At 71.8% G+C, this 11922-nt stretch carries 7 protein-coding genes; 2 read left to right on the top strand and 5 right to left on the bottom strand.

Annotated features, from left to right (window positions below):
* Positions 1–63 precede the first annotated feature (63 nt).
* The gene (locus AB0E14_RS16045) at positions 64–1737 is read left to right on the top strand and encodes a peptidase M23 (protein ID WP_362417194.1); all 1674 of its coding nucleotides are present in this window, start codon (positions 64–66) and stop codon (positions 1735–1737) included.
* Positions 1738–1753: 16 nt separating this feature from the next.
* Here the strand turns inward: AB0E14_RS16045 and AB0E14_RS16040 are convergent, their stop codons facing one another.
* From AB0E14_RS16040 to AB0E14_RS16020, 5 genes are all read right to left on the bottom strand, one after another.
* On the bottom strand, positions 1754–2758 hold the full coding sequence (locus tag AB0E14_RS16040) for a hypothetical protein (protein ID WP_362417191.1): 1005 nt from the start codon (positions 2756–2758) through the stop codon (positions 1754–1756).
* A gap of 3 nt (positions 2759–2761) precedes the next feature.
* Positions 2762–3298: a hypothetical protein gene (locus AB0E14_RS16035; protein WP_362417187.1), complete on the bottom strand. Its 537-nt coding sequence runs from the start codon at positions 3296–3298 to the stop codon at positions 2762–2764.
* Positions 3295–6654 (bottom strand): CHAT domain-containing protein, encoded by a 3360-nt coding sequence (locus tag AB0E14_RS16030; RefSeq protein WP_362417184.1) that lies wholly within the window; start codon positions 6652–6654, stop codon positions 3295–3297. Before AB0E14_RS16030 ends, AB0E14_RS16035 begins: the two co-directional genes overlap by 4 nt.
* Positions 6655–6812: 158 nt before the next feature.
* A complete protein-coding gene (locus AB0E14_RS16025) occupies positions 6813–7859 on the bottom strand; it encodes an alpha/beta hydrolase-fold protein (protein ID WP_362417368.1) in 1047 nt (348 codons plus the stop codon).
* A 67-nt stretch (positions 7860–7926) separates the two neighbouring features.
* The gene (locus AB0E14_RS16020) at positions 7927–10410 is read right to left on the bottom strand and encodes a penicillin acylase family protein (protein WP_362417182.1); all 2484 of its coding nucleotides are present in this window, start codon (positions 10408–10410) and stop codon (positions 7927–7929) included.
* A gap of 335 nt (positions 10411–10745) precedes the next feature.
* On the opposite strand from AB0E14_RS16020, the gene AB0E14_RS16015 reads away from it, so the two are divergent.
* Positions 10746–11735 (top strand): alpha/beta hydrolase family protein, encoded by a 990-nt coding sequence (locus AB0E14_RS16015; protein WP_362417179.1) that lies wholly within the window; start codon positions 10746–10748, stop codon positions 11733–11735.
* The last annotated feature ends 187 nt before the right edge of the window (positions 11736–11922 follow it).

Here is an 11922-nt window from a genome sequence, read left to right as displayed (position 1 = left end):
CGGCCGTAGCCCGACCGCGCCCCCGCGTCCCATGTACCTCACCTCACGACAGAGAGGCACACCATGACACGAACCGGCTTGTCCCGCGCGCTCTCCAGACTCGCCGTCATCACCGGCTTATGGGCCCTGGTCATCGCCATGACGGCCCAGTCCGCCACCGCCGGGCCGGTCCCCGTCCCCCGGCCGGGAGACGACCGGTACGGCGTCTCCCGGTACTTCATGGGCCCGGAGGGAACGGTCGGCGGCACGGCCATCCCCACCGTCCCGTGTGATCCGGCCGGCCCGTCGGCCACCGACGGCGTCCTGGCCGACCAGCTCAACCCGCAGCTCGGCGCGAAGATGGCCGGCTATCTGGACGCGTACAAGATGTCCTGCGCCCGCATGGTCACGCAGGCGGTGAAGGACCGCGGGCTCAACCCGAGGGCCGCGACGATCTCCATCGCCACGATCATCGTCGAGGCGAGCATGAACAACTACTCGCAGGCCGTCGACCACACCAGCCTCGGCCTGTTCCAGCAGCAGGACTGGTGGGGCACCCGCGAGCAGCGGCTGAACCCGACCTACGCCACCAACGCCTTCCTCGACGCGATGGAGCAGCAGTTCCCCGGGGGTTCATGGAACGACCACGAGATCGGTTACGTCGCCTGGAACGTCCAGCGGCCGCGTGAGGACCTGCGCCACCTGTACGGCCTCGAAGCCGGCGACGCGGCGCTCATCGCCAACGCGCTGTGGGCCGGTACGGGTGGTGGGCCCAAGCACCCGTACGCCTCGGGCCGTGTGGTCTCCGGACGGTCGGCGGACGGCCGTCTCGAAGCCTTCGCCGCCGGCGCCGACGGCGTGTACCACGCGTGGCAGACGGCCGTGAACGGCGCCTGGTCGCCGTGGCGCTTCGCCGGCGGCCCGCGCAACGCGCAGCTGGCGGTGGCCTCCAACGCGGACGGCCGGCTGGAGCTGTTCGCGCTGTCGGACAGCACCTTCGACCACATGTGGCAGACCGGGCCCAGCGCGGGGTGGTCCGGCTGGGCGAACTTCGGCACCGGTGGGTACCGAGTGGCGGCCGGCACCAATGCCGACGGCCGTATCGAGGTGTTCGCCTCCAACGCCGACGGCGTGTTCCACCGCTGGCAGAGCGCGCCCAGCGGCGGTTGGGCCGCCTGGGAGGGCACGGGCGGCGGGCCGGCGAACGCGCGCCTCGCCATGGAGAACGCGCCGGACGGTCGCCTGGAGGTGTTCGCCCTCTCGGACGCGACGTTCGGGCACCTGTACCAGACCGGCGTCAACGGCGGCTGGTCCGCGTGGGAGGACTTCGGCACCGGCGGAAAGGCGGTCGCGGTCAGCCACAACCAGGACGGCAGGCTCGAGGTGTTCGCGTCCAACTCCACGGGTGTCTTCCACCGTTGGCAGACCGGCCCCACCTCCTGGTCCGCGTGGACGGGCACCGGCGGGATCCCCGACGCCGAGCTGGCCACCTCACGGTCGGTGGACGGCCGGGTCGAGGTGTTCGCGATCAACGCCACCACCGCGAGCCACGCCTGGCAGACCGGCCCGAACGCGGCGTACGCGCAGTGGGAGACGTTCGGCGGCGGCGGCACGACGATCGGCGCGAGCAACAACGCCGACGGCCGCATCGAGGTGTTCGGCACCAGCCACGCCGGCGTCTACCACCGGTGGCAGACCGGCTTCACCACCTGGTCGGAGTGGGGCTGGTTGAACGACTCCGGACCGGCGATGAACTAGGGCCTGATCACGGGTCTCACCCGTACGGTGTCAGGACCGCCACGATGCCCGCGGTGGCGGCGGTCGCCAGCGTCAGCTGCGTGAGAGAGAAGCCGTGCCCCACCTGCCCGACGGGAAGTTCCGGAGCCGTCCGGGGCCTCTCGGGCGGTGGGGCCTCGTGGTGGGTGGGGACACCCCGGTGCCAGAACAGGCAGATCCGCCGCCAGCGGTCCCGTTCGGCTTCCGCACCGGGGTGTCGTTCCTCGCCGAGGGCCTCCAGGAGGTCGTTGCGGTGCAGGTCGAAGGCGACCCGGACGTGCTGGCCGTGGACGACCGCGGCGTTCAGGGCGCCTCGGTAGGACGCCCAGGCCAGCAGGACTCCGCCCCACAGGCAGAACAGGAGCAGTTCGGGCGGGCCGCCGTGGGCGGCCACGTAGCCGGCGCCCAGTACGGCGAAGGCGCAGGAGAGGAGGGAGCGGACCAGGAGCGCGGAGAGGTCCGCCCGCGCGGTCGCCAGGGCTCCGAGCAGGCCGTCGGGGAGCAGGTGGAACAGCCGGGGCCAGACGAGGACGGCGTCGATGCCGTAGCGCAGTTGCGGGTACAGCTCCGCGGCCTTGAGGATGTTTCCCAGGCGCGTCGGCCGCACCTCGTGCAGCCGTGAGCGCGGCGGGTAGAGGTGGTGGGCCGGTCCGTCGGCGTGCCTCAGCAGCCGCAGCCGGTGGCAGCTGCGGCCGAAACGTCCGAACGACAGGTCCGCGAACCGGCCCCAGTACCCCTCCGCGCATCTCACCAGGGCGAGCTGCGCCGAGTCCAGGAACGCCGAGACGACCAGGACGGCGGTCAGGAAACCGGCCACGAGGAGGGCCTTGACCTCGATGGGCTGTGCCTGCCAGGCCGTCAGAACGGAACGGGGAGGCCGCTCTCCGCCGAGGACGGCGACGACGATCAGCGAGGCGCAGAAGACCAGGCTGGGCAGCAGCGCGACGCGGACGAACCGACGGCCCGCGAACTGGGCGGCCTCGCCCAGCGTCGTCGTGAACATCGGTCACCGCGTCCTGACGACCAGCGGATGGGGTGCGGCCTCCGGTTCCGGGCCGCCCTGACCCGACGCGGGTCCGGCCCCCGGTCCGGGGCAGAGAGGCGGGAGATCGGGATCGTAGGCGGTCAGGGTGGCGAGCCGGCCGCACCGGCAGACGACCCGCGCGACCGGGGTGGCGTACGTGCCGGCGAGTACGGCGTCCAGGGGCGACGGTGTGTCGCCGCGCAGCGTGCCGCGAGCCGACAGGGTGACCAGGTGAGCGGAGACGGTGTGCTGCTCCAGCACGCCCAGCACGCGCCCGCGGTCGTGGACCAGGGCGCCGTACGGGTTGAGAGCGAGCAGGTCGAGCGTGCCGCCGGCGCACAGCTCGGGCAGGGTCATCGGCGCGGGCAGCAGAACGGCCGGCGGCAGGCCGGTGTCCACGTCCTCCGTCCTGCCGAGCGCGGTGGGCCAGCCCTCCGCGTCCACCGTCATGACGTAGCCGGAGGTCTCCGCTTCGGGCAGCGGTGCGACGGGAACCAGGGTCAGTTCGGCGAGGGTCAACGCCAGTCTCCTACCAGGGTGAACGGGGCCCAGAAGAACGGGGAGGCGAACGCGGGCCGCGTGAAGTCCGCGCGCAGCCGGCCGTGCTGGAACCGGGTCTGTCGTTTCAGGTCGATCAGGGCATGGTGTTCCGCGGAGCCCCGGGCGATGCGCGGCAGCAGCGCGTCGATCTCGCTCATGGCTGCCGTCGTGTCGCCGGCGCGCAGCTTGAGTTGGGCGAGGTCGCGGCCGAGGCGCGTGGCGATGGTCCGGTTCGCCGGCAGGTCCCTCAGCCGCTCGCACCGTTCGACGGCGTCCTGGAAGGTCATCCCGCGCACCTCGCTCCGCGCGGCGGAGAGGGCGGCTCCGACGGGTGTGTCGCGGGCGAGCCGCCGGTAGAGGCCGGCCATCAGCAGGGCGGTGGAGACGTCGTTCACGGCCCACTGGCTGACGACCACCGCACGGGCTCCGGCATACAGCAGTGCCCTGGTGAGGCCGATCAGTTCGTTGCCCCGCCGGTGCTGCTGGGCCCCTGTCTCGCAGCCGCTCACGACGACGAGTGAATCGTCAAGGCGTACCGAGAGGAAGTCCTCGACGGTCAGCCGCCCGTCGGCGAGCCGGACTCCCGAACCGGAGGGCCGGTCGCGGTCGAAGCCGTAGTGGCAGGCGAGGTGGAGTACGTCGTACCGCTCCGCGCCCAGCTTCTCCAGCAGCCGCCCGCGGGTCGCCGAGGCTCCGGTCAGCACGTCGGTTTCGGGCAGCAGGGAACCGACGAGATGGGCTTCGGCGCGGGCGTGCGGCAGGTCGCCGTCGGGGTCGGCCAGGATCAGCGCCCGACGGACGCCCGAGTCCGGGGTCCGGCCGAGCCGCAGTCGCAACAGCGAGGCGCTGGGGGTGACACACATCGGACGGCGGTCGCCGAGCGGGGCGCCGTCCACCTCGACGGCGTGCAGCGGCAGGTCGTGCAGGGGCCCGTCGGGGACGAGCCACAGGGTCTCCCCCGGTGCGCAGTGGTCGGCCACCGCGCGCAGGAGCGGTCGCAGGGGCTCGCCCCAGGACTCCGGGCCGTCGGGGGCGGGCAGTTCGAGCTGCTCGGGACGCCCGTCCAGGGGCACGGCGAAGAGGGTGGGCGCCGACCGGTCCGCGCGCACCACCAGCACGAACATCCGCGTCTCGCGGCGGACGAGTTCGCAGAGCACGACGCCCGGTGGCAGCACCGCCCGCAGTTCCTCGAAGGTGGCGGGGGCGCCGCGCCGGTGCCTGACGTAGGCGGCGCCGAGCGGCCCGGATGCCTCCAGGTCCGCCCAGACCGCTTCGCGGACCGCCCGGTACCGCCGCTGGTACGAAGGGTCGACGTCCATGGGCGACAGGTCGTTCCCCACCGGACGGGGCAGGACCCCCTCCCGTACCAACCCCTTCCCCGTATTCCGTTCTCGCTCCCGCAACTGATCAAGCTGCACGGGAAGTTCGGGGGCGACAGCCGAGCCGGACTCCTCGAGGAGCAGACGGGAGCGGCTGCGTTCGGCCAGTTCGACGGCAGTGGCCGGGGTGAGCGCGGGAGCCCGCCCGTCGACGATGAGCTCGATCAACCGCGCGCAGGCGGGCGTGAGATCGAGGTCGATCCGTGTGTCGCCGTGACTGACGCGTTCCCTCAGCCGCTCGACGAGGTCCACGAGCGCCAGGAGTTCGGTGGCGAGGTCCGCCCAGCGCCGCTCGGACTCGGCGAGCCGGGTCAGCAGCCGACGGGCCTCCGCCTCGTGCGGGAGGTCTCCGAGGGAGCGGGCGGCGGCAACCACGTCCTCGGCGATGTTCCGTGCGGCCGGGGAGCGGGCCGCCTCGCACTCCCGCGCGTGCCGCAAGGCCTCACGCAGGTCATGGGCGGCAGGCAGCTCGTAACGATCCAGGACCGTGGTGTACATGCTGCGATACGCGCTGACCTGGGCGGGCAGTCGCGGCCCGAGTCCCTCGGCCATGCGGGCGAAACGCTGCTCGACCAGCCGTACGAACGCGACCTCCCGCAGCCGGCCACCACCTCCGAACGGCAGCCAGGTCGGCAACGCGTCGAACAGCCCCTTGGCGCACAGCAGGTCGAGCGGCATCATGCGCGCGGCGGCACCTCCTGACGCCACGTCACCACCGGCCCCCTTCAGGGTCAGGGCCAGACAGACCACGGCCTTGGGCAGATCTCCTCGGAGGTCGACCTGCGCCAGCTCGCGTCGGGCCTCGTCCGGTCGGCGCAGGTCGAAGAGGAGCACGTCGGCGGCGAGGCAGCGTGCGGCCGCCGCGTTGCCGCCGAGTCCGGCCGCGTCGAATAGCTCGGCGGCACGCCGACGATTGTTGATGGCGTGGTCGAACTCCCCGGAGGCGCAGCTCGCTTCCGCTCGCGCCATGGACGTCATCGCCGTCACGACGCGCGTGGTGTCCCACAGTTCCTTGTGCCGGGCGGGGTTCATGCCGACCCGCTGGTGGCAGAGCCAGCGCAGCGACTCGGCGGCCGACTCGGCCGCGCTGATCCACGGCTCCCCCTCCGAGGCGGGTACGGCGGTCACGGGCCGCCAGAGGATCGGGACCAGGCCGTACTGCGGGCGTGAGGAGAGCAGTTCGGCGTGACGCACCCAGAGTTCCCACAACGCCAGGTCGGGCCAGTGCGGTGGCCGGGTCGTCGTGCCCCACCACCGCTCGCGGGCGATCGCGGTCAGCCCCAGGGGGTAGCGGTCGCGGGCGATCCGGGTCGCCAGGAGTGCGACCGCCGCGTCCGCGCGCAGGGCCCAGTCACCGCTCCGCGCGGCGCAGAGGGCGAAGCCGATCTCCAGGACGGTCATGGCCGTGGCCGCCGGCAGGAGCACGCCCACGTCCGGCTGGACCACGGCGATGAGGGAAGGGGCCCAGCCGTACGAGAACCAGCCCCGGAGCCCGCCGAAGCCCCGGACCCAGGGTGACGAGAGTCCCCGTACCTGTGGCCAGGTGCGGTAGTCGTGCAGACAGCCGAGGGCGGTGATCAGGACGGCGAGCACCGCGCACAGCAGGGTCGCCCACGGGGAGGGAGACGCGTCACCCGGAGGCAGCTGCGCCGCGAGCGCCGTCGCGGCCGCCAGCAGCAAGGCGTCCTTACGGCACCACCTCCGCCGCACCGCGCGGCTCACCACGCGCATGCGCCGTTCCCCGATGCCCGCGCGCACCAGCAGCAGCACGGCGAGCACCCACCGCAGGACCTCGAACGCCGACCCTGGGGCGGTGCGGTCCGTCCACACCACGACCAGCAGCGGCGCGGCCGCCGCGGCCAGGCGGACCACCCGCCACCCCCGATCGCGCAGACCGGTGGGTTCGGCATGGACGTCCCTGTAGCGCCAGAGCCGATCCGGGCCGCGCAACCACATCGTGCAACTCCCCCGCCTGGACGCAGATCCACCAACGACCAGGCTAGGGGGCCCGCCGTCCCCGTAACCGGCACACAGGAGCAGATGACCCGATCGGGGCACAGGGGCCGGGCGGGCCGGGCCTGGGCCGGCTGCGCCCGGTCAGGGGTGGTGCCGGATCAGGAGGCGAAGGCCCGCTCCAGCCGGGGAATCAGGTCCCGCAGGGACTCCTCCCAACAGCCTCCGTTGTGCCCGCCGTTGCACTGTGTGCCCCAGCCGGAGCCGTCGCCGTAGTTGACGTAGTGGTACGACATGCCCAGGGCGTCCATCGCGTTCTTGACGTGCTTGGCCGCTCCCTCCAGCCAGAACTCGATGTCGGTGGGCGAGCCGCCGCCGTTGCCCACGTACAGGGAGACGCCGACTCCGCCGGCCTTGAGCCGGTCCATGTGCTGCGACGGGTCGACCTCGTTCCACCGCCGGTCGGCGTTGAACACCGGGTACGGCGAGCCGAACGCGGCGTCACTGTCGACGGCGGGCTTGTACGGGGAGTCGTCGGGGTCGCAGACACTGGACGCCGAGCCGCAGATGGCGCCCTGCGCGTCGATGAGCGAGGCGACGACGGCCAGCCGTAGGTCCATCGACCTGACCGACAGGTCGATGTCGCCGGACAGGGACGCGGTCTGACTGAACAGGTCGGGACGGGCCTGGGCGTAGTGGAAGGCACCGAAGCCGCCCATGGAGACACCGGTGACGGCCCGCGCCTGCTTCGTCGGGATGGTCCGCAGGTTGGCGTCGATGAACGGGATCACCTGCTTGAGATGGAAGTTCTCCCAGTTCTGGGCGCCTGCCGCGGTCTTCTGGTTCAGCCAGTTCGCGTACCAGCCGCGGGCTCCCCCGCCGGGAATGACGGTGATCATGGAGTCCGACATGGACAGGGCAGGGTAGTTCTGCCGGACCGGGTCGTCGGGCGAGCCGTGCAGGAAGTACATCACCGGATAGCGCCGGGCCGGGTCGTCGTCGTAGCCGCGCGGCAGAATGATCTTGATGTGCTGCTCGCCGGCGACCTCGGGTGTGGTGACCGTGAGGTAGAAGTCGGTCGCGCTGCCCTTCGCCGTGTCGACCTGGGTCAGGCCGAAGCCGTTCGCCATCGGCGGCGGTACGGTGCCGTCGTCGGCGGCCTGTACCGAACCCGCGGGGGCGACCGTCGCCGCCACGGTGGCGAGCAGCCAGGCAGCCCCCACGCGCCACCAGTTCGTTCGTCCTGTCGCTCTCTTCACTGTGCTCTCCCTCCTGTCAGTTCAGGATCTTGATCCGCAGTTCCGGCGAGGCCGCGATCTGTTCCTCGGTGAAGCGCTCGGTCACCCACTTCCCGGCCGAGAAGAGCTTCGTCTGGTCGGCGTAGTGCGGTGAGTTCGGGTCGGCCGACTGGGAGTAGGCCAGGACGGACAACGCCTCGGGCGGGCCGTCGGCGGTGAACCGGACCTGCTGGACGAAGCTCGACCCGTACACGATGTCGAACCTGCCGTCGACCTGGCCCGGAGTGATCACGTTCAGCACGCCGAGCTGACCGATCGAGCCGTGAATGGGGATCTGTTCACCACCACGGGTGACCTTCTGGACGTCCGACAGCGGAGCGTTCAAGGCGACGCCCGCCGTGCGCAGCGCGTGGACGGCCCGGGCCAGCGCGTCCCGGACGGCCGAACTCCCGGAGTCCAGTGAATTCGGCGTGTGCACCGGGTCCTTGGGGTCGAAGGGGACCCGCCACGGCAGCTTCTCGATCCCCTGTCCGCCCAGCAGGAAGGACCAGTAGTGGGCGAACAGCCAGGATCCCCTGCTGTCCGAGGTGAAGTCGTGGCTCTTCCAGGCGGCCAGGATCGGGCACGCCTCGCTCACGTTCACCAGGTTGCCGTCGACGAGGACGAGCCCGAAGGGGACGCTCTGGCACGCCGACACCGTGGCGCCGAGGGCCAGGTCGGCCGCCCTGCTGTTGTCGGCGAAGAGCAACTGCCCCATGGTCTGCGGGGTGAAGCCCCGGCCCGGCAGCCCGTCGGTGCCGTCGATCCGGCGCTGAGCGGTCAGGAGCAGCTCCTGGGTGCGCAGCGAGCGGGGCGCCGCGGTGTCGCCCATCACCCGGGGGAAGGCCAGCGGTTGCTCGGGGTTGGCAAGCCAGGGACTGTCGTTGGCGTTGGCCACGAAGTCGGCCCGGATCAGGCGTGGTTGCTTCTTCGGGTCGAGGAGTCCCGGCGCGACGGCGTTCGGGTCGTCGGGCCAGTCGCACGCGCTGCGCTTGCCGTCGAGGACGGAGATCGGTGGGACGTTCGGCAGCCGCAGCGACTGGTGGAACAGCAGCTTGCCGGTCTCGGTGAGACACGACCGGGCGTGGTCGTCGGTGATGTTGGGCGTGGCCTGGATGTCCGCGTACAGGGCGTTGCCCTTGCGGTCGGAGGCGAGCGTGTTGAAGAAGGGCACGCCCTGCGTGCTCTCCAGCGTGTCGACGACCTCGTGGACGTCCTTGGCCTGGTCGAGCCGGAACCAGGTGTTCAGCGCGCGCAGGTTGCCCATGTTCACATCGCGCACCGCGTGCGCGCTGACCACCCACGGCAGGGGTACGCCCTGCAGGGAGGTGGTGACCGGGCCGTAGCGGGTGGACCAGAGGGTCCTGGTGATCTGGGAGAGGGTGCCGTCGGCCTTCCGCACGTCGACCGTGACCTTCTGCGAGGTCATCTGCTCCCAGGCGCCGTCGACCAGGTACTTCGTGGGGTTCAGCGGATCCACCTGGACGTCGAAGAGACCGAACGGGGCGACGGTCGCGACCGTGTGGCTCCAGGCGACGTTCTCGTTGTGGCCGATGTTGACGGCGGGCAGTCCCAGCAGGCTGGCCCCGGAGACGTTGACCTTGCCCGGGATCGTCAGCTGGCTCTGCCACATGCGGTTCTTGCCCTGCCAGGGGAAGTGCGGGTTGGCGAGCAGCATGCTGGTGCCGCCGGACACGCCCTGCGATCCGACGGCGAGGGCGTTGCTGCCCATGCTCTGCTCGCGGCTGACCGCCATCGCGTCACGGATCTTCGCCGCGGTGACGGCGGGTGAGGACACCGACTTCCCCTCCGGCGCGGACGCCGGCTTCGCCGTGGCCGACGCACCCGGGGGCGCGGCGTTCACGAGGCCGTCGAGCAGCGCGTCGGCGCTGCCCATGATGATCTCCGCATGGGCGTGCCGGTAGACGTCCAGCTCCGTGATCGGGCGGACCCAGTCCGCGCCGCGGCAGGCGGGGTCCGAGAGGTTGTCCACGCCGGTCTCGGCCAGGTACCTGTTGTACCCCTCTACGTAGCCGCGGATGCCCTCCACCACCTCCGGGGCGGGGCCGTCGGGCGCGGGCGCGGCGAGGAGCCGTTCCACCACCCGGTCGTCCTTGATCCGCTGGAAGTACAGGTCACTGTTGAGGTTGCTGGTGGTGTTCTGGTTCTGGCCGGGGCTCGCCCTGCCGTCGGGCCCCAGGTGGCGGGACCGCTGGGCGTTGACCATCAGATAGGTGTCGGCCAGGGTGCAGATGTTGTCCTTGGCCGCCGCGTAGCCGTAGCCCGTGCCCAGTCCCTCCCAGTCCGAGGCGACGATGTGCGGGATGCCGTACTCGGTGTAGCGGATCGTCGGCTTCAGCGACCCCGGCTCGGCTGCGGCCGGCTCCGCGGCCTCCGATCCGGTGGCCGCCAAGGTGCTCATCATCGCGACGACGGCCAGGACCGCCATCGGCAGCCTCGCTCCACGTCTCCTCCGTGCCATCGAGCCGTCCTTCCCCTGGGGTACGGGCCTTGGTCCGAACGCGGACACGCTAGGGAGCCGCGATGAAATACCGATGACCCGACCGACCGGACCGCCCGCGGTCCCGTCGCGAAACGGTCGTCGCTGAACGGTCGTGGCGGAACGGTCGTCGCGGGCGGGGCCGTAGCGGAACGGTCGTGCGGGCGGGGCCGTAGCCGACGGGTCTCCCGCCTGTCAGTCCGTAACCTTCCGGAGTCCCCCGGCGCCGCGGCGTTGCTACCTTCCAGACGCCCGTTCCCCACGGCCGTCTCCCGCCGCTTCGGACCCCACGCCGCCCGCCCGACCAGGAGGACACGTTGACCGCGCAGCAGCCCACCCGCAGGAGCATTCTCAAGTCCGCCGGGGGCCTCTCGGCCGCTCTGGCCCTCGGCGCCGGAGGCGTCCTCGCGAGCGCGTCCTCCGCCGCCGCCGTCGGTGACGGCTTCGGTCTGCGCATCGTGGAGCGCGGCGAGGCCGACCCCCGCATGTGGTACTACCGCTTCCAGACGAACGCGATCGGTTGGAACCCCGCCGTGAACGTGCTCCTCCCGGACGACTACCACGGGAGCGGGCGCACCTACCCCGTGCTGTACCTCTTCCACGGAGGCGGCCACGGACAGGACTTCATCACCTTCGACCGCGAGCGCATCCGCGACTGGACCGCGGGCAAGCGGCTCATCGTCGTCATGCCCGACGGCGGCAGCGCCGGCTGGTACTCCAACCCCGTGAGCTCGAACGTCGGCCCGCGCAACTGGGAGACGTTCCACATCGAGCAGCTGATCCCGTGGATCGACGCGAACTTCCGCACCTTCGCGGAGTACGACGGACGTGCCGTGTCGGGCTTCTCGATGGGCGGCTTCGGCGCGCTGAAGTACGCCGCCAAGTACTGGGGGCACTTCGCCTCGGTGAGTTCCCACTCGGGACCCGCCAGCCTGCGCCGGGACAACGGTCTCGTGGTCCACTGGGCCAACGCCACGTCCGCCGGCCTGGACCTGGCGGGCGGCACGGTCTACGGCGCGCCGTTCTGGGACGAGGCCCGGGTGAACGCCGACAACCCGATGCAGCGGATCGAGAGCTACCGGCACAAGCGGGTCTTCATGGTCGCCGGGACCAGCCCTGATCCGGTCAGCTGGTTCGACACCGCCAATGAGACCCAAGTGCTCGCGGGGCAGCGGGAGTTCCGTGCCGCCCTGGGCCAGGCGGGCATCCCGCACGAGTGGCACGAGCTGCCCGGCGGCCACTTCGTACGCCACGACATGCTGGTGCGCGACATCGACGGTGTCATCGCCCGGCTGCGCAAGGCGTGACCGCGCGCCTCGCGCCGCACCCCCGTCCCAGCCACCCCGAGACCGCCGAGGGGAGGAGCGTCCCGTGTTCCGTGGACTCTCCCGACGCGCACTGACCTGTGTTCTCGCGGCGACCGCCGCCCTGCTGCTCCCGACCACGCCGGCCCCGGCCGCGACGGCGCCCGCCGCGGCCGCCCGCGGGGCGGTC

The organism is Streptomyces sp. NPDC047981, from assembly GCF_040653315.1.
Classification (GTDB): domain Bacteria; phylum Actinomycetota; class Actinomycetes; order Streptomycetales; family Streptomycetaceae; genus Streptomyces.
This window is presented reverse-complemented; position numbering and strand designations above follow the sequence as displayed.

What these genes read in the sequence shown, in the direction of transcription:
- AB0E14_RS16020 (WP_362417182.1), bottom strand. Translation starts at nt 10,410, where the DNA reads ATGGCACGGAGGAGACGTGGAGCGAGGCTGCCGATGGCGGTCCTGGCC.
- AB0E14_RS16040 (WP_362417191.1), bottom strand. Translation starts at nt 2,758, where the DNA reads ATGTTCACGACGACGCTGGGCGAGGCCGCCCAGTTCGCGGGCCGTCGG.
- AB0E14_RS16030 (WP_362417184.1), bottom strand. Translation starts at nt 6,654, where the DNA reads ATGTGGTTGCGCGGCCCGGATCGGCTCTGGCGCTACAGGGACGTCCAT.
- AB0E14_RS16045 (WP_362417194.1), top strand. Translation starts at nt 64, where the DNA reads ATGACACGAACCGGCTTGTCCCGCGCGCTCTCCAGACTCGCCGTCATC.